Origin of the sequence: Kitasatospora saccharophila, assembly GCF_039529925.1 — a bacterium.
GTDB classification, from domain to species: domain Bacteria; phylum Actinomycetota; class Actinomycetes; order Streptomycetales; family Streptomycetaceae; genus Kitasatospora; species Kitasatospora saccharophila.
In genome coordinates this window covers 1-17,009 of record NZ_BAAANS010000103.1, presented here as the reverse complement: position 1 = coordinate 17,009, position 17,009 = coordinate 1, and the positions used below count along the sequence as shown (strand labels likewise).

At 70.9% G+C, this 17,009-nt stretch carries 14 protein-coding genes; 6 read left to right on the top strand and 8 right to left on the bottom strand.

All coding sequences use genetic code 11. The features are described 5' to 3' along the window. Nucleotides 1-102 precede the first annotated feature (102 nt). Nucleotides 103-1,269 (top strand): thiolase family protein, encoded by a 1,167-nt coding sequence (locus ABD345_RS38195; RefSeq protein WP_344559148.1) that lies wholly within the window; start codon nucleotides 103-105, stop codon nucleotides 1,267-1,269. Nucleotides 1,270-1,308: 39 nt separating this feature from the next. Further along, entirely contained in the window at nucleotides 1,309-2,184 is an 876-nt protein-coding gene (locus tag ABD345_RS38190) for an acyl-CoA thioesterase (protein WP_344559146.1), read from the top strand. A gap of 65 nt (nucleotides 2,185-2,249) precedes the next feature. On the opposite strand, the gene ABD345_RS38185 is transcribed toward ABD345_RS38190, so the two are convergent. After that, the gene (locus ABD345_RS38185; protein WP_344559144.1) at nucleotides 2,250-3,455 is read right to left on the bottom strand and encodes an IS110 family RNA-guided transposase; all 1,206 of its coding nucleotides are present in this window, start codon (nucleotides 3,453-3,455) and stop codon (nucleotides 2,250-2,252) included. Between the two features lie 211 nt (nucleotides 3,456-3,666). Here ABD345_RS38185 and ABD345_RS38180 point away from each other — a divergent pair, with 211 nt between their 5' ends. Both ABD345_RS38180 and ABD345_RS38175 read left to right on the top strand, forming a co-directional pair. Next, on the top strand, nucleotides 3,667-4,431 hold the full coding sequence (locus ABD345_RS38180) for a crotonase/enoyl-CoA hydratase family protein (RefSeq protein ID WP_344559142.1): 765 nt from the start codon (nucleotides 3,667-3,669) through the stop codon (nucleotides 4,429-4,431). A gap of 29 nt (nucleotides 4,432-4,460) precedes the next feature. Then, on the top strand, nucleotides 4,461-6,152 hold the full coding sequence (locus ABD345_RS38175; RefSeq protein ID WP_344559140.1) for an AMP-binding protein: 1,692 nt from the start codon (nucleotides 4,461-4,463) through the stop codon (nucleotides 6,150-6,152). Nucleotides 6,153-6,214: 62 nt separating this feature from the next. Here ABD345_RS38175 and ABD345_RS38170 read toward each other — a convergent pair whose 3' ends face one another. Genes ABD345_RS38170 through ABD345_RS38155 form a run of 4 tightly spaced genes read right to left on the bottom strand, consistent with a single transcriptional unit; the run spans nucleotide 6,215 to nucleotide 10,361 of the window. Then, nucleotides 6,215-7,210: an acyl-CoA dehydrogenase family protein gene (locus ABD345_RS38170; RefSeq protein WP_344559138.1), complete on the bottom strand. Its 996-nt coding sequence runs from the start codon at nucleotides 7,208-7,210 to the stop codon at nucleotides 6,215-6,217. Then, the gene (locus ABD345_RS38165; RefSeq protein WP_344559136.1) at nucleotides 7,207-8,328 is read right to left on the bottom strand and encodes an acyl-CoA dehydrogenase family protein; all 1,122 of its coding nucleotides are present in this window, start codon (nucleotides 8,326-8,328) and stop codon (nucleotides 7,207-7,209) included. The genes ABD345_RS38170 and ABD345_RS38165 overlap by 4 nt, the downstream gene beginning before the upstream one ends. Before the next feature lie 21 nt (nucleotides 8,329-8,349). Further along, complete coding sequence (locus ABD345_RS38160; RefSeq protein WP_344559134.1) at nucleotides 8,350-9,132, bottom strand: enoyl-CoA hydratase/isomerase family protein; 783 nt, start codon at nucleotides 9,130-9,132, stop codon at nucleotides 8,350-8,352. A gap of 23 nt (nucleotides 9,133-9,155) precedes the next feature. After that, complete coding sequence (locus ABD345_RS38155; protein WP_344559132.1) at nucleotides 9,156-10,361, bottom strand: CaiB/BaiF CoA transferase family protein; 1,206 nt, start codon at nucleotides 10,359-10,361, stop codon at nucleotides 9,156-9,158. 136 nt (nucleotides 10,362-10,497) lie between these two features. Here ABD345_RS38155 and ABD345_RS38150 point away from each other — a divergent pair, with 136 nt between their 5' ends. Beyond that, entirely contained in the window at nucleotides 10,498-11,190 is a 693-nt protein-coding gene (locus ABD345_RS38150; RefSeq protein WP_344559131.1) for a GntR family transcriptional regulator, read from the top strand. Here ABD345_RS38150 and ABD345_RS38145 read toward each other — a convergent pair. Both ABD345_RS38145 and ABD345_RS38140 read right to left on the bottom strand, forming a co-directional pair. Beyond that, nucleotides 11,176-11,550: a hypothetical protein gene (locus tag ABD345_RS38145; protein WP_344559130.1), complete on the bottom strand. Its 375-nt coding sequence runs from the start codon at nucleotides 11,548-11,550 to the stop codon at nucleotides 11,176-11,178. The genes ABD345_RS38150 and ABD345_RS38145 overlap by 15 nt on opposite strands. Before the next feature lie 870 nt (nucleotides 11,551-12,420). Continuing rightward, nucleotides 12,421-13,293: a LysR family transcriptional regulator gene (locus tag ABD345_RS38140; protein WP_344559129.1), complete on the bottom strand. Its 873-nt coding sequence runs from the start codon at nucleotides 13,291-13,293 to the stop codon at nucleotides 12,421-12,423. A gap of 125 nt (nucleotides 13,294-13,418) precedes the next feature. On the opposite strand from ABD345_RS38140, the gene ABD345_RS38135 reads away from it, so the two are divergent. Next, nucleotides 13,419-14,306 carry a TauD/TfdA dioxygenase family protein gene (locus ABD345_RS38135; protein ID WP_344559127.1) on the top strand — a complete coding sequence of 296 codons (888 nt, stop codon included), beginning with the start codon at nucleotides 13,419-13,421 and terminating at the stop codon, nucleotides 14,304-14,306. A 395-nt stretch (nucleotides 14,307-14,701) separates the two neighbouring features. Here ABD345_RS38135 and ABD345_RS38130 read toward each other — a convergent pair whose 3' ends face one another. Beyond that, nucleotides 14,702-16,609 (bottom strand): alkyl/aryl-sulfatase, encoded by a 1,908-nt coding sequence (locus ABD345_RS38130; protein ID WP_344559123.1) that lies wholly within the window; start codon nucleotides 16,607-16,609, stop codon nucleotides 14,702-14,704. Nucleotides 16,610-17,009 lie beyond the last annotated feature (400 nt).

Genomic DNA, 17,009 nt, shown 5'->3' with positions numbered 1-17,009 from the left:
CCACGACTGCGGCGACCACATGACAGCCACACCGGACGCCCCCGGGTGTCCCGATCTTACGAATGATCCGAACGAACCCACGAAGAAAGGTATGGAACCCCCATGCGTGACGCAGTCATCGTCGACGCCGTACGCACCGCCGTCGGCAAGCGGGGCGGATCGCTGTCCCGGATGCACGCGGCCTCGCTGTCCGCCCACGTCCTCAACGCGCTGGTCGAACGCAACGGCCTCGACCCGGCCCTGGTCGACGACGTGATCTGGGGCTGCGCGAGCGGAGTCGGCATGCAGGCCGGCTGCATAGGGCGCGCCGCGGTGCTCGCCGCGGGCTGGCCCGAATCCGTGCCGGGCCTGACCGTCGACCGGCAGTGCGGCTCCTCGCAGCAGGCCGTGCACCAGGCCGCGGCCGGAGTGATCTCGGGCCAGTACGACATCGCCGTGGCCGGCGGTGTCGAGGTCATGAGCGCCGTCCCGCTGGGCACCACCCGCCTCGACGGCCGCTTCGGCGAGCCCTTCGGCCCCGACGTCTGGAACCGCTACGACGGGGTGCGCTTCAACCAGGGCACCGGTGCGCAACTGATCGCCGACGAGTACGGCTTCACCCGTACCGCGATGGACCAGCACGGGCTGGACTCGCACGCCCGCGCCGCCCGCGCCATCGACGAGGGGCGCTTCAAGGGCCAGATCGCCCCGATCACCGTCACCGACGCCGACGGCGCCACCCGCGTCTTCGACACCGACGAAGGCGTGCGCCGCGGCTCCACCCCGGAGGCCCTGGCCGGCCTCAAGCCCGCCTTCAGCGAGGACGGCAGCATCACCGCGGGCAACGCCTCCCAGGTGTCTGACGGCACCGGCGCCCTGCTCGTCACCACCAGCGAGTTCGCCCGGAGCCAGGGCTGGACCCCGATGGCCCGCATCCACACCGCCGTGGTGGCCGGCACCGACCCGGTCACCATGCTCAAGGGCCCGATCCCCGCCACCGCCAAGGCGCTGCGTCGCTCGGGCCTGTCGATCGACGACATCGGCGCCTTCGAGATCAACGAGGCCTTCGCCTCGGTGACGCTGGCCTGGCTCAAGGAGACCGGAGCCGACTACGAGCGGATGAACCCGCTCGGCGGCGCGATGGCCATCGGCCACCCCATCGGCGGCTCCGGCGCCCGCCTGATGACCACCCTGGTCCACCACATGCGCGACAACGGCATCCGCTACGGCCTGCAGTCCATGTGCGAGGGCGGCGGCATGGCCAACGCAACGATCCTCGAACTCCTCTGACCCCCGCACCACCCGAGCCCGAAAGGCGGGAGAGCGCTGATGCTCGACACCGTTCCCGAACCGGACCTCGGCCTGGTCGACTGCCTCGGCCTGGAACAGCTGGACCGCGACCTCTTCCGCGGCTGGTGCCACGACGGCATTCCCCTGCGCGCCTTCGGCGGGCAGGTCGCGGCCCAGGCGCTGACCGCGGCCGGTCGGACGGTGCCCGCCGACCGGACCGTGCACTCCCTGCACGGCAACTTCGTCCGGGCCGGCGACACCGCCCGCCCCCTCGAGTACGCGGTGGAACGGGTCCGGGACGGCGGCTCCTACCTCTCCCGTCGGGTCACTGCCACCCAGGGCGGGGAGACCGTCTTCACCCTCACGGCCTCCTTCAAGCGCCCCGAGCCAGGCCTCGACCGGCAGCCGCCGATGCCCCCGACGCCCGACCCCGGCGAGCTCCCGGACACCTACCGGCTGTGGGCCGAGACCAACCCGGGCGACTACCGGCAGGCGGTGTTCAGCCGGGTGATGGACATGCGGTACATCGCCGGTCCCGCCGAGCCGACCACGTCCGGACTGACCGAGCAGCGGCTGTGGCTCCGCTCGGCAGAGCCGCTCCCGGACGACCCGAAGCTGCACGCCTGCGCCCTCGCGTACGCATCCGACCTGTTCCTGGCGCCGTCCACCGTGCTGTCGATCGAGCCGCCCCGCATGCTGCGCGACGAGCCGGCCTCGGTCTTCCTGACCTCGCTGGACCACGCCGTCTGGTACCACCGACCGTTCCGCGCCGACGAGTGGATGCTGTTCGCCCAGCGAAGCCCCACCGTGGCCGACGGGCGCGGCATCGCCTTCGCGGACGTGTGGAGCCGCGACGGCCTGCTGATCGCCCATGTGGTGCAGGAGACCGTCGTGCGCCCCATGCGGACGCCTTGAGCCGACACGTCGGCGAGACACCGTGCCCCCACCCATTCATTCCTGGAGGAATCTCAATGATCGCGTCAAGCCGTCTGCGTGGCCGGCGGGGCGGAGGTGAACAGCCTCTTGTCACGCAGCATCGCCCACAGCACGTCGACTCGGCGGCGGGCGAGCGCGAGCAGAGCCTGGGTGTGCAGCAGCCCTTCGCCGCGCTTCTTGAGGTAGTAGTCCCGGGACGGTCCCGGACGCATCATCGCGGACTGCGCGGACATGTAGAACAGCCAGCGCAGGCGCCGGTTGTACCGCTGGGGCCGGTGGTAGTTGCCGGTACGGCGGCCGGAGTCCCGGGCGACCGGGGCCAGGCCGGCGTGGGAGGCCAGGCGGCCCGCGTCCAAATAGCTGGACAGGTCGCCGACGATGGCCACGAACTCGGCGCCCAGGACGGGGCCCATGCCGGGCATGGACTCGATGATCTCGGCGCGCTCGTCGGCGCGGAAGGTCTCGCGGATCTCGCGGTCGTTGTCCTTGATCCGCTCGTCCAGGGCCAGGAGCTGGTGGGCCAGGTCGCAGACCAGCTTCGCAGCCCGCTTCTCACCGGGCAGTTCGGCCATCTGCGACTGGGCGGCCTCCACCGCCTTCGCGGCGACGATGTCGGCGCCGCGGACCTTGCGGCGCTCCAGCCAGATGGTGAGCCGCTTGACGCCGATCCGCCGCAGGGCAGCCGGGGTCTGGTACTCGGTCAGCATGACGACCGGTCCCTTGGCCGCGGAGTAGTCGAAGGCCCGCTCCAGAGCCGGGCAGATGCCTACCAGCAGGTCGCGCAGCCGGTTGATCAGCCGCACCCGGTCTGCGATCAGGTCGGCCCGGTAGTTGGTCAGCACCTGGAGCGTGGTGACCAGCTCAGGGGGCGTGTGCAACTGGGCAAAGCCCTTCGGGCGCATGCGGGCCTGGTCGGCGATGATGCGCGCGTCCTTGGCGTCGGTCTTGCCCTCGCCGCGATAGGCGCCGGACATGCGGTTGACGGTGCGGCCGGGCACGTAGACGACGTGCTGGCCGTGGGTGATCAGCAGAGCCAGCAGCAGAGCCGAGGCGCGGCCGGAGATGTCCACCACCCACCGCACCTCACCGGCCTTCTCCCGGGCGGTGGCGATGAGTTGGAGGATCTGCGACTCGTCGTTGATCACCTTCGTCGAGAACAGGATCTCTCCGTCGGCGTCGACCGCCACCGCCCAGTGATGCCCCTTGCCGGCGTCGATGCCGACCCATATCCGCTCGTGAGACGTGCTCAAGCCCGTCGCTCCGTATCCCTCGTGACCAGCACCTCATGGTCCGTAGAACACTCCGCCGACAGGTCCCTAACCAGCGATGACCGCAGTTCTCAATCAGTGGTCGGAGCGTCCCGAAGGACCGGGCGGCCATTCCTCCTGAGCCATGAACGGCAAACCACCATCAGCCACACCCGGTCCTCCCGGACCGCCTCACATTCTTAGGGAACCCACCATGTCCGACCTGGTCCTGACCTCGTTCGCCGACGGCATCGCCGTCATCACCATCAACCGGCCCGAGGCCCGTAACGCCGTCAACCGCGCCGTCGCGGACGCGGTCGCCGCCGCCGTCGACGAACTCGACGCCCGCGACGACCTGGTGGTCGGCGTGATCACCGGGGCGGGCGGTACCTTCTGCGCCGGCGCCGACCTCAAGGCGCTGGCCGCCGGGGAGCGTTCAGGCATCCCCGGTCGGGGCTTCTGCGGGATCACCGAGACCCCGCCGGCCAAGCCGCTGATCGCCGCCGTGGAGGGCTACGCGCTCGGCGGCGGAAGCGAGTTGGCCCTCGCCTGCGATCTGGTCGTGGCCGCCGAGAACGCCGCCTTCGGCCTGCCGGAGACCAAGCGCGGCCTGGTCGCGGCCGGTGGCGGCCTGGTCCGGCTGCCCCGGCGGATCCCGTACAACCTGGCGATGCAGTACGCGCTGACCGGCGAATTCATCCCGGCCCGACGCGCCCACGAGCTCGGCCTGGTCAACGAACTCACCGCCACCGGACAGGCGTTGGAGGGTGCGCTGGCACTGGCGCGGCAGATCGCGGCGAACGGACCGGTGGCCGTCCGGGCGAGCAAGCAGATCGTGGCGGAGTCCGCCGGTTGGCCGGCCGACGAGATCTGGGAGCGCAACCGTGCGGCCTGCGCGCCGGTGTTCGCCTCCTCGGACGCCAAGGAGGGCGCCACCGCCTTCGCCGAGAAGCGTGCCCCGCGCTGGTCCGGCCGGTGAACCCGCCGCGAGCGCACGGGAGCGCCGACATGACCTCAGCCTGGCCGGAGGCACTTCCGCGCAGCCTGGACTACCCCGGGGGCACCATCGCCGACCTGCTGGCCGGATCCGCCGAGCAGTACGCCGACCGCACGGCATTGATCGACGGGGCGGAGCAGCTGACCTTCGCCGAACTGTACGACCGGGCACTGCGGGTGGCCCAGGGCCTGCGCGCGCGGGGCATCGCTCCGGGCGACGCGGTCGCCCTCCACCTGCCCAACTCACTCTGGTTCACCGTCTGCTACTACGGCGCCCTGCTCACGGGCGCCGCAGTGGTGCCGGTCAACCCCACCCAGCCGCCGCCCGCGGTGCGCCGACAGCTGGCCGACTCGGGAGCGGTCGCGGCCTTCACCCACCCCGCCGTCGCCGATCAGCTGGCCGAGGCCGTCGCCGACCTCCCCGCGGTCCGCCTGGTCGTGCTGGTCCCGCCCAGCGAAGCCGCGCCCGGCCCGTCCGGGTCTCCGGCCGGGAGCGGCCCGGTCCCGCTCACGGAGCTGCTCGGGTCGCCTGCCGCGCCCGCGACCCCGCTGGACCGCGACGCGGTGGCCCACCTGGCGTTCACCGGCGGGACCACCGGCGTGCCGAAGGCGGTCCGGGTACTGCACCGGAACCTGATCACCAACGTGCTGCAGGTCGCGTGCTGGCGCAGCGCCGCCACGCCGTACAGCGATGCCGGGGGCCGGATCCTGCTGCGCCAGGTGCCGGCGGCGGTCACCGCGCACCACATCCCGCTCGGCGCCTCGACCGGCATCTCCGTAGCACCGCTGTTCCACGGCATGGGCATGGTCACCCAGAGCTGCTCCGTGGCCGCCGGGACGACGATCGTGGTGGTCGGCCGGTTCGATCCGGCCCGCTACCTGGACACGGTCGAGCGTCACCGGGTCCACGCGATCTCCGGCGCCCCGTCGCTGTGCCACGCGCTGCTCGCGGAGCCGGGCGTCCGCGAGCGCGACCTGTCGTGCGTGCGGGTGGTCACCAGCGGATCGGCGCCGATCAGCCCTGCCGCTCTGGCCGACCTGCGGGAGGTCTTCCCCAACGCCGTGGTCAGTGACGGCTACGGGCTGACCGAGGCGACCATGGGGGTGGCCATCAGCCCGCTGGACAGCGCGAATCCGCGCCCGGTCGGCAGTACCGGGCTGCCGCTGTTCGACACCGAGATCCAGATCCGGACCTCCGACGGGGCCGCCGAGGTAGCGGTCGGCGAGGCGGGTGAGGTCTGGGTCCGCGGCCCGCAGACCACCGGCGGCTACCACGGCCACCCCGAACTGACGGCCAATCAGTACCGGGACGGCTGGCTGCGGACCGGCGACCTCGGCCGGGTGGACGCGCAGGGCTGGCTGTCCCTGGTGGGCCGGGCCAAGGACATGCTCATCTACAAGGGCTACAACGTCTACCCCGGCCCGCTCGAGGACATCCTGCGCGAACACCCCGCGGTCGCCCAGGCCTCGGTGGTCGGCCGGCCGGACCCCGACGCCGGGGAAATCCCGGTCGCCTTCGTCGTGCTCAAAGCGGAAGCGCCCGCACGGCCTCGGGGCCTGGCGGAGGAGCTGATGGCGCACGTCGCCGAGCACGTCGCGCCCTACCAGCGGATCCGGTCCGTGGCGTTCCTGGACGCGCTGCCGCTCTCGGCGGCGGGCAAGGTCCTGAAGACCGAACTGCGGCGGCTGGCATCCGACGGGTAGGCCCGAACTGAGACGAAAGCGCGGTGGGAGGCTGTTCGCCTCCCACCGCGCTCTGTTGTCCGCTACCGCCCGGCAGCGGTGAGCTGCTCCCACACACCGGACTCGCCGACGGCCACTGCCCGGCGGCCGAGCTCCTCGGCCCAGTGCCGCTCGGTGGCGACCGCGTCCCGCCAGGCCCAGAGACGACGGGTGTAGCGGTGGAGTGGGTACTCCTCGGTGATGCCCATGGCACCGTGCAGTTGGTGCGCGATCCGCGCGATCTCGGTCGCGGCGGAGGCGGTGATGATCCGGGTGATCGCGGCATTCGCGCCGCTCACGCCGGCCTCCCGGGCCCGTGCCATCGCAGCGTCGGCCTGCACCAGCTGGACCCGCATCTGCGCCAGGTTGCCCGCAACCGCCGGGATCTTCAACAGCGGCGCGTCGAACTGGCGCCGCTCGGACACGTAGCTCCTGGTCAGCCGGTAGGCTCCGTGCGCCGCACCGGTGACCGCCGCGGACCGGAGCAGTGCGAGGCGGGCGCGGACCGTCTCGTGCGCAGGAGCCTGCGCGACCTCACCGACCGGCGTGCCGGCCAGCACCACCGAGTCGCGCGGCTCACCCGCCAGGTTCTCCCCCGGGCGGACGGTCACCGAGCCGTGGCGCAGCTCGACCAGGACCGGCGCCGCATCGGGAGCGGAGATCACCAGCTGTTCCGCCTCCCGGGCCCAGGGCACTCCGTGCAGTTCCGCGGTGAGCGTGCCGTCGGCACTGTCGAGCGGGGCGTCCACCAGCACCAGGGTGCTGAAGCGCTCGCCGAGCGGCCCGGCATGGCCGAGCGCCCAGTCCGCGGTGCCCGCCTCGACGAGCGGCAGGCCGAGGCCGTGTCCGGCCAGGGTCTCGACCACGACCAGCAGGTCGTCGAAGGTGCCGCCGGAACCGCCACGTTCCTCCTCGATGCCGATCCGGGACAGGCCGAGTTCGCGCAGCTGGGCCCACAGCTCGTCCTCGCTGCCGATGGCCCCGTCGCGGCGGACCAGGTCGTCGACCAGGTTCCGGAGTTCGGCGGCGAACTGGCTCATGAGCGGGCCTCCTGACGGGCGATGAGGGAGAGCAGTACCTCGGCGGCGCCGCCGCGCAGGCTGAAGGCGGGTGAGGCGAGCAGTGCCTCGCCGAACACCGAGTCGGGACCGGCCTCGCGGGTGAGGCCGGTGCGGCGCAGCGCCTCGACGACGTCGTGTTCGAAGGCATTGCCCAGGTACTTGAGGGCGGCGGCCTGCTGGACCGGTGCCTGTCCGGCGTCCATGGCACCGGCGACCTCGAAGCACAGCCTGCGCAACACCGCGAGCCGGGCCACCAGCGAGCCGAGCAGCGCGTACAGCTCGCGGTCGTCGCCCTGGCGGGCGGTCTCGGTGAGCAGTTCCACCAGGACGGGGTAGCTGGAGAGCACCCGCTCGGCGCCACCGCGCTCGAAGGAGAGCTGTTCGACGACCTGCCGCCAGCCGGCGCCCACCTCGCCGATCACCCGGTGGGCGGGGACGAGGACGTTCTCGAAGCGGACCTCGTTGAAGTGGTGCTCACCGGCGAGGTCCACGATCGGCGTGACGGACACACCGTCCGCGTGCATGTCGACGACGAACTCGGTGAGCCCGTCGTGCTTGCGCCCGCCGCGCCCGGTCCGGGCCAGCAGGTAGGCGTGGGTGGCACGGTGGGCCTGGGTGGTCCAGATCTTGTGGCCGTTGATCCGCCAGCCGCCGTCCACCGGCTCGGCGGAGGTCCGGACCGAGGCGAGGTCGGAGCCGGCCTCGGGCTCGCTCATGCCGAGGCAGAAGACCGCCTCGCCGGAGGCGATCCGCGGCACGATCTCCTCCTGCAACTCGCGCGAGCCGTGCCGCAGGATCGCCGGGCCGATCTGCCGGTCGCCGATCCAGTGGGCCGCGACCGGGGCCCCGGCGCGGAGCAGCTCCTCGGTGACGGCGAGCCGCTCCACGTTGCTGCGACCGGCGCCGCCGAACTCCTCGGGGTACGTTATGGCGATCAGCCCGCGGGCGGCGAGTTCCTTGGAGAACTCCAGGTCGAACGAGCGCAGCCAGGAGTCGCTGCGGGGGGTGTAGCGCCCGGTGGATCGCCAGTCGGCGGTCAGCCGGCGGACCTGTTCGCGCAACTCGCGGCAGGTCTCCACTCCTTGGGTGTGGTCCATGATGGCCTTTCGGGCGAGGGGTCAGCGGCCGGTGAAGACGCCGGGGCGCTTCTCCTGGAAGGCCGCGAAGGCCTCCGCCGAGTCCTGGGTGGAGGTGATCACGGCCATGTGGGACGAGATCAGGTCGAGCGCGGTGCGCAGGTCGTGGCGGGCACCCTGGCGTACGGCGCGCTTGATGGTCTGAACGGCGACCGGCGGACGCTCGGCGAGCCGGGCCGCGAAGGCGTACACGGCGGCCATCAGGTCCTCGTCGTCGTGCACCTCGTCGGCGAGACCGATCCGCAGGGCCTCCTCGGCGCCGACGAAGTCGCCGGTCCACAGCAGCCGCAGCGCGGTCGAGGTGCCGACGACCCGGGGCAGCAGCCAGCAACCTCCGTCGCCGGGGACCAGACCGAGCTTGATGTAGCCCTCGGAGAAGCGGGCGCTGCGGCCGGCGAATCGCAGGTCGCACAGCAGCGCCATGTCCATTCCGGCGCCGACGGCGGGCCCGGCGACCGCGGCGATGACCGGCTTGCCGACCTCCTCCAGGGCGAGCGCCACCCGGTGCACGTTGCGGGTCAGCAGTTCCTTCTCGGCGAGCGGGCTGCGCTGCTCGCCCTTGAACTCGGAGAGGTCGACCCCCGAGCAGAACGAGTCACCGGCGCCGGTGACGACGACGACCCGCACCTCCGGGTCCCGCTCGGCGCGCAGCAGTGCGTCGGCCCAGGCGTTGACCATCTCCATGGTGAAGGCGTTCTTGCGCTCGGGGCGGTTGAGCAGGATGGTCGCGATCCGGTCGCGGACCGTGTAGTCGAGGTCTGCCATCGTTCTCTCTCCGTGTCGGTCTGTCAGTGTTCGGTCGGCACTGCGGCGTCCCGGAGCACTCCGGCTCCGAGCAGGCGCTCGATCTCGGCAGGTGCGAAGCCCAACTCCGCCGCCACCTCGACGGAGTGCTCACCGAGCGAAGGCGCGTGGCGGACCGGGGACGGCGCGGCCCCCAGCGGGACGGCCGGGCGGGGCAACCGCAGCGGACCCGCCACCGGGTGGTCCACGTGCTCGAAGAAGCCGGTGGACGTGAGGCGCGGGTCGTCGAAGAGGTCGCTGACCGCGTTGACCCGGGCGGCCGGGATGTCCCGGGCGTCCAGCTCGGCCTGCCACTCGGCGGTCGTCCGGGTCTCCAACTCGGCGTTGACCAGGGTGTACAGCTCGTCGATGTGCTCGGTGCGCTCGCGGATCGTCCGGTACTTGGGGTCGGCGGCCAGCTCGGGGCGGCCGATCGCCTCGAAGAAGGCCCGCCACTGGGGGTTGGTGTAGATCATCACAGCCAGGTAGCCGTCCTTGATGCGACAGGGCCGCCGGTGCGGCGACTCGGTCCTGGCGTAGCCGACCGGGCCGGCCGGCGGATCGAACACCCAGCCGCCCTGCTGTTCCAGCAGCAGGAAGCCGGCCATGGTCTCCAGCATCGGAACCTCGACGATCTGTCCCTGGCCGCTGGCGTCGCGACCGTGCAGCGCGGCCAGCACGGCAGCCGCGGCCATCAGGCCGACGGTCTTGTCGGCGGCGACGGTACGGACGTACTCGGCGGGCCCACCGGGCTTGCCCTGGAGGGCGGCCATCCCGCCCACGGCCTGGATCACGTCGTCGTAGGCCGAACGGTACTGATACGGGCCGCCCCTGCCGAAGCCGCGCAGGGCGCGGTGGACGGCGCGGGCGTTGGTCCGCAGCACGTCCTCGCCGGTGACCTTGAGGCGGGGCGCCACCTCGGGGTGCAGGTTGTGGACGACCACGTCGGCCCCGGCCACAAGCCGCTCCAGCACCTCGGCGACACCGTCCGCCTTGAGGTCGAGCACGATGCCGCGCTTGCCCCGGTTGACGTTCAAGAAGACCGGGCCGAGGCCGCGCGAGTCGCCGATGGCGCGCACCACGTCGCCCTCCGGCGGCTCGACCTTGACCACATCGGCGCCCCACTGGGCGAGCAGCATCGTGCAGTACGGGCCCATGAAGGTGGAGGACAGGTCCACGACCCGCACACCGTCCAGTGGTGCTCGGTTCACCATGGCCACCCTCACTCCGGCTCCAGAATTGGATCCAATAATGGATCCATTTTTGAAGCCCTGTCAACGACGGCTGACGGAGTGGGCCACAATGGGTCCCTCAGCGCGGCACGGAGAATCAGGGCGGTCGAAACGGATGGCGGGCACGGAGCAGGCGCAGTCGGAGCAGGCCGGCGTAGTGGCCAAGGTCGTCGACGAGCTGCACGCAATGCTGACCTCGATGGAGCTGCTACCGGGGCAGGCACTGCGCCAGGAGGCTCTCGCCGCCCGGCTCGGCGTCAGCCGCGCGCCGGTCCGCGAGGCGCTGCGCGTCCTGGAGAGCGAGGGGATCCTCCACTACGAGCGCAACGTCGGGTACACCGTGAAGCGCCTCACCGTGGCCGAGTTCGAGCAGACGTACCTGATGCGGCGGGCGCTGGAGAGTGAGGTGCTGCGGGCCCTGCCGCCCCTGACCGAGGCACAGCTCGGACAGCTGGACCAGGTCAACCAGCAGATCGAGCGGGCCGCGACGCTGAGCGACATGGTTACCGTCCACCGGCTCAACGACGAGTTCCACTTCCTGGTCTTCCAGGCATCCGGCCTGGACTTGGTGGTCGACGAACTCCGCCGGATCTGGAAGCTCAGCAACTCCTACCGCTCCGCCTACCTGTTGCACGACCGGGGCGCCCGACAGCGCATCGTGCACGAGCACGGTGCCATGATCGAGGCCCTGCGGCACGGGGACTCCGAACAGCTGATCGCGCTCATGGACAACCATCGGGTCGGCACCAGCACCCAGGTCGGCGTCCTGCTCGCCGGGTCGACCGACCTCGAGTCACCGTCCAGTTGACGCCGGATCGCTTCGGGCCGCGGACGGAAACGGGCCCGTCGTCGTGCCGGGGTGGCCGTGGCGCCAGAGGGCGTAGGACCGCAGCGGCAGCTCGGCCGAGACCTTCACCGCCGAAGTCATGGAGGCGTTGAAGTTCGCGACGACGACGTCGGTGGCGGCCGCGGCGTCGACGGCGCTGACGCCGGGGAGGTGGACGCCGACGCACTTGCCGAACGGCAGCCTGGCGGGGTCGGCGGTATCGGAGTGCGACAGCGCGTCCACCACCAACTGGTAGGCGACGGAGTCGTCCAGGAAACCGAAGTGGGTGACGGAGCGGCCTGGGCAGACGTCCTGAAGCGCAATGTTGATGGCGCCGCCCATGGGCGCGGTCGTATGCGGGGTGATCGCTTCGTCGGTGTAGCTGTAGAGGGTGGTGTACGAGATCGCCCCAGGGTCTCGTCGTCCCGGTCGAGCGCGGTGAGGAAGTTCGAGCCCAGGCGGAACTGCCACAGCGTCGGCGCGCACGGGGCGGCGCGGAACTGGTTGCCGCCGGTGACTCCGTGGCTGGGATCGGCGAGGTTGACCATGTCGTCGGCCTCGCCCTGCAGGTGCGGCCGCCACTTCACCGCCCAGCGCGGCTGCAGCCGATAACGTCGACGTTGCGCCCGGTTGCGGCGTAGACGGTGTCGATGGCGTGGACGACGTACTCGGTGGAGTACTGGATGTCGACCATCGACCGTTGGGGCAGTCGACGCCGCAGACGTCGTACCCGGAGCTGCTCAGGGCCGGCGTGTAGGCCCAGCACCGGCTCTCTTCGTAGGTGGAGGTGGTGCCGTGGACCAGCGGGCACCGGCTCGTGGTTCGGGTGGGTGAAGGAGGACGGCAGTGCAGGGCCGCGTCCACGGTGGCGGCCGGGGTGTTCAGCGCCAGCTCGACGGCAGCCGAGGCGACCGAAACCGGGCCCGGCAGCGCCGCGACGAACACGGCCGCCACGGTCGCACCGAACGCGCGGGCCCAGAGTCGGCAGGCCGGGGCATGCAGCCTTCTGTTCAGGGACGGCTCCATTGCCGAGCATTGCCACGCGCGACTTTCCCGCCCGGGCACGTGGCGGACGGCAACCGGACTTGGTGGTTCACCTTCACTGCCCCGTCATCCCCGGACAAGCCTTCCCTCACGAGCGGCAGGGCTTCGGGGCCGATCCTGTCGGCCGTCACAGCGAGAGACCGGGAGGTGTATCGACCAGCACAACCGTCAGCTCCGGTGGTGCTGTGCCCGGGCGACCCGGAGCAACTGCCGCGCGAGCGGGTTGGGATCCTCAGCTTTGACAGCGAAGGCGAGGGTCAGCGCGGGCAGGCCGGTGACCGGCCGGTAGTCGAGGTTGGGGAAGTCGTAGAGGTGTTGGATCGCGGCGCTGACCACTCCGACTCCACGGCCGGTGGCGACGGCCGCGAGCCAGGCCGGCGTGCTCCGAGCCCGTACGACCGGCCGACCGGGATTCCACCTGGTGTAGAAGGAGTCCGCGGGTACCTCGTACCCCACGACCGGCAGGTGCACCAGGTCCTCGGCAGTGAGTGCCGCGGCGGACGTCAGCGGGTGGTCCTTCGACTGTGCCAGACACGGCGGCCAGGTGTCGATCGGTACGGTGTCCAACCCGCTCAGGCCGTTGGGCAGCGCAACCACACCCACGTCACAAGCGCCGCTCCGCAGACCGGTCGAGGGGTCGTCCCACCCTGACTCCACGAGCTGAACCTCGACCTCCGGGTACGCCCGCTCGAACGCGGCCACCACGGTCCGGGTGGCCTCCCGCATCCCACCGGGGGCAAAACCCAGCCGCAGCAGCCCCGACTTGCCAGCGGCGGCGCGGCGGACCCGCTCCACAGCGGCGTCGGCGTCCGCGACCAGCCGCCGGGCGTCGGCGAGCAGCACCTCACCGGCCGGGGTCAGCGAGACCTGGCGGGTGTTCCGTTCGAACAGCTGCACCCCGAGATCGGCCTCAAGTCGGCGAACCTGCTGGCTGAGTGCTTGCTGGGCGACGAAGACCCGGGCGGCGGCCCGGGTGAAGTTCAGCTCCTCCGCGACCACGATGAACTGGCGCAGCATCCGCGTCCCGAGATCCACAATCATCGCTTGTCACTCCCACAACAAATCGGTTCTTCTCCGCAACCCCGAGCCGGCCCTACGGTCGCAGCACATCGCCTCCACGCGGCCGCACCGGCGGGCGCACCCCCCCTCCACACCAGGGACGTGCCATGGAACTCAACTACCGCCACAGCGGCGCGCGTCGGCTCGACCGGACGAGCACCCCGGAGCCGTACCGCCGTTTCGAGGTCCGCCCGCTGACCACGCTGATCGGCGCCGAGCTGGCCGGCGCGGACCTCGCCGCGCCGCTGGACGACCAGCTGCGTGCGGAGCTGCGCCGGGCGCTGCTGGAGTGGAAGGTCCTCTTCCTCCGCGGCCAGGAACTCGACGCCGACCAGCACCTGGCCGTCGCGGGGATCTGGGGCGAGCCCGAGGCCAACCCGTTCTTCCCGACCGGCGACCAGGTCGCGATCTCCCGACTGGCCAAGAACTCCCGGGTCGTCGGCATGGAGAACCACTGGCACTCTGACCATTCCTTCCTCGCCGCACCGGCCCGTGGCGCGGTACTCCGTGCGATCGACGTGCCCCCGGCCTCCGGGGACACCATGTGGGCCGACATGGCGGCCGCCTACGACAATCTCCCCGAGGAGGTGAAGGCCCTCGTCGACGGTCTGGAGGCCGAGCACGACTGGATCACCACCTGGGGCCGGGCCATTCCCGAGGAGAAGCGCAACGCGCTGCGCGAGCACATGCCGCCCGTGATCCACCCGGTCGTCAAGATCCACCCGGAGACCGGGCGCCGGACCCTCTACGTGAACGAGGTGTTCACCATGCGGATCCTCGGCCTGCCCGAGGCCGAGGCAGCTCGGCTCCTCTCGTACCTGCAGTACCAGGCCCGCACCCCCGAGTACCAGGTCCGCTTCCGCTGGCAGCCCGGATCGGTGGCGATCTGGGACAACTGGGCCGTCCAGCACTACGCGATCAACGACTACTTCCCCAACCCCCGGGTAATGGAGCGGGTCGCCATCGCCGGACACGGCTGGTCCGCCGACCGTTGACAGCGGTGATCCGGAGAATGGACCCGTACCGCATCGAGATCCGCGACGGTGAACTCACCGCCCGCCGCGGCGCCGGTGGTGTTCCCGGGCCCGCAGCTGTGGCACTCCGTCGTCTTTCCACGAGTGACTCCCTTGTCGGGGACGTGCCGCGTGCGGGTACCCCCCCCCAACGGGGACGGCGGAGCAGGGACCCAAGCCGTCGCACGGCGAACGACGATGCGCCTGCCGAGTACCTTCACCGGCATGCCAGCGGCAGACAAGGCCTCCCGTGCGCCCGGCGGCGCCCACGCCCGAATCATGTTGGCGGGCACAGCGCGAAGCGGCGAGACCTGTTGCCCCGCACAGTCTCGCCGCCTCCGCTCCGACGCCGCGTCCCGGATCCCGCCCGGCACCACTCAGGGCGTGGCGATGTTGAAGTAGGGGTCGAAGGTGTCGCTCACCTTGGCGAGAGTGGCGAAGATCGAGACGTCGCCGTCGATAGCCAAGGAGTGCTTGGCGATGATGTCGGCGGCCTTGGCCGGGTCGAGCAGCAGGGCCGCGAGCACGGGCTTTGGCCCGGTGACGTGGAGCCGGGCTTGATCGGCGTGGCCGGGTCGGGCGTTGAGGACGCCGCTGCGCACCCACATGGTCCACGGCCCACTTCCGGGGTCGGTGAACGTGAGGTTGATGCTCAGGTCGACGTCGGCGGCCTTCTCGCCGTCGAGGTGGACGGCAGCGAAGTCGAAAAGCAGCTCGACCGGCATGGCGAGGATCGTGTCGAGGTTGTCGGTGTGGACCCCGCTCTTGCTCTGCACCCCGCCCCGCAGCTCCATGGCGGCGGTCAGGAAGATGGCCCTGTACTGGGGGACCTCCTGCTGGTAGCCGAGCTGCTCGTAGGCGTCGGCCTGCAGGTCCTTGGCCTCGGCGTCCTTGGGGTCGGCGAAGACCAGGTGGTGCAACACCTGGACGGCCCAACGGTAGTCACCGGCATCGATCGCGCCGCGGCCCTCCTGAAGGATCCGGTCGCGGCCGATCAGGGCGACATGGCGTCGGGCGTGGTCCTGGGGCAGCAGCGGCAGGATGGTGGCGGGGTCGCCGTCCCAGAAGCCGAGTTCCTTGTGGAATACGGCACGGATGTTGTGGTGCAATCCGCCGTGGTAATAACGGTTGAACCACTTCTTGCCAATCGCGTCGGGCAGTTCGACGACCTCGGCGGCCTCCAGCGGGGTCAGGCCATGGTTGGCCAGCCGCAGGGCCTGGTCGTGGATGAACTTGTACATGTCGCGCTGGGACTCCAGGAATGCGACCACGGTCTCGTTGCCCCACACCGGCCAGGTGTGCGGGCCGTAGTGGACGTCGACGTCTTGGCCCCAGCGGACCAGGGTCTCGTCAAGGTAGCGGGCGAAGTTGCGGGCGTCGCGGGTGCGGGCACCGCGGATGGTCTGGATGTTGTGCATCGTGTGGTTGGCGTTCTCCGCACAGGTGAGCGCCTTGATCGCGGGGATCCAGATGTGCATCTCCTCGGGCGCCTCGGTGTCCGGGGCGTAGAGGAACTCGAAGTCCCAGCCGCCGAGCGTGCGCACCTCGCCTGTTCGGGTGATCGGGTCCGTCGGGGGGATGTAGCTGAACTTGGTGCGGAACCCGTCGTCCTCCGAGCCGATGCCCCCGGTGACGACACCGCAGTCGCAGTGCGGGAGCAGCAGGCCGAACGTGTAGCCCATCCGCCTGGACATGGCGTTGCCGGTGATGACGTTCTCGCCGATCGCGTGCTTGTTGAACGACTCGATGGTGCCGGGGGCGATGATCGGGATCCGGCCGGAGGCGGCGTCGGCCTCGTCCACGATGCCCTTGACGCCGCCGTAGTGGTCGAAGTGCGTGTGGGTGTAGATCGCGGCGACCACCGGCTTGTCGTTGCCCAGCTCACGGCGAAACAGCTCCAGGCCCGCCTTGGCCAGCCCGACGTCCGTACCGAAATCGATGATCACCAGGCCCTCGGGGGCGTCGACGATCGTGATGTTGGCGCTCAGCCGCACCTGATAGAGGCCGTCGACGACCTTGTACAGCCCCTCCCGCTTGATCAGCTGGGACTGGCGCCACAGGCTCGGGTTCACCGAGTCCGGCGTCGGCGCGTCGTCCGTGACGTAATCGAGCATCAGTCCGTCACGCAGCAGCTCCCCCTCGTCGCTGCGCAGCTCGTCGGGGAAGCCGGCGATGAAGCCCCGGTCCACATCTGCGAAGTCCGCCCGGTCCCCCATCGCATACCGGGCCACCGCCGCCCGGTTGACCTCGGCGGTGAAAGAGGATGCCTGCTTCGGCTCGGTCACGGTGCCCTCCGGATGCTTTCGAAACCCCCGGCACCCGAATTGCACCAAAAGGGCAATACGGACATTAGCTTGCGCTGCCGGGGCCAGCCATCCGCAGAGGCCGTCCGGGTAAAACCGGCAACAGGTCGATGTCGCGGTGAGCAGCTGGCTACGCCGGACTATGATCATCGTCGTGGCCGGACCGGCCGAACAGCCCCGGCCACGGCCTTCCACAAGCCTGGCTCTGGGCGTCGGTCCGCCTTCCCGATCGGGGACAGGGAGGCGGACCTGCGGCGAACCTGCTGAACCGGATGCCGGTCGGCTTGGTCAGACCGTGTTTGAGATCTGCCGTGTCGCCGGGCTGGAGTGGTCGTTGAGCCTGTTGTGAGCGGTGTTTGGGGCGGGTATCCGTCGGACCTGA

Bases quoted from the DNA above. Each gene is read 5' to 3' on its own strand.
- ABD345_RS38195 (WP_344559148.1), top strand. From the start codon at position 103: ATGCGTGACGCAGTCATCGTCGACGCCGTACGCACCGCCGTCGGCAAG.
- ABD345_RS38190 (WP_344559146.1), top strand. From the start codon at position 1,309: ATGCTCGACACCGTTCCCGAACCGGACCTCGGCCTGGTCGACTGCCTC.
- ABD345_RS38145 (WP_344559130.1), bottom strand. From the start codon at position 11,550: ATGGGCGGCGCCATCAACATTGCGCTTCAGGACGTCTGCCCAGGCCGC.
- ABD345_RS38160 (WP_344559134.1), bottom strand. From the start codon at position 9,132: ATGGCAGACCTCGACTACACGGTCCGCGACCGGATCGCGACCATCCTG.
- ABD345_RS38150 (WP_344559131.1), top strand. From the start codon at position 10,498: ATGGCGGGCACGGAGCAGGCGCAGTCGGAGCAGGCCGGCGTAGTGGCC.
- ABD345_RS38175 (WP_344559140.1), top strand. From the start codon at position 4,461: ATGACCTCAGCCTGGCCGGAGGCACTTCCGCGCAGCCTGGACTACCCC.
- ABD345_RS38135 (WP_344559127.1), top strand. From the start codon at position 13,419: ATGGAACTCAACTACCGCCACAGCGGCGCGCGTCGGCTCGACCGGACG.
- ABD345_RS38140 (WP_344559129.1), bottom strand. From the start codon at position 13,293: ATGATTGTGGATCTCGGGACGCGGATGCTGCGCCAGTTCATCGTGGTC.
- ABD345_RS38165 (WP_344559136.1), bottom strand. From the start codon at position 8,328: ATGGACCACACCCAAGGAGTGGAGACCTGCCGCGAGTTGCGCGAACAG.
- ABD345_RS38180 (WP_344559142.1), top strand. From the start codon at position 3,667: ATGTCCGACCTGGTCCTGACCTCGTTCGCCGACGGCATCGCCGTCATC.
- ABD345_RS38170 (WP_344559138.1), bottom strand. From the start codon at position 7,210: ATGAGCCAGTTCGCCGCCGAACTCCGGAACCTGGTCGACGACCTGGTC.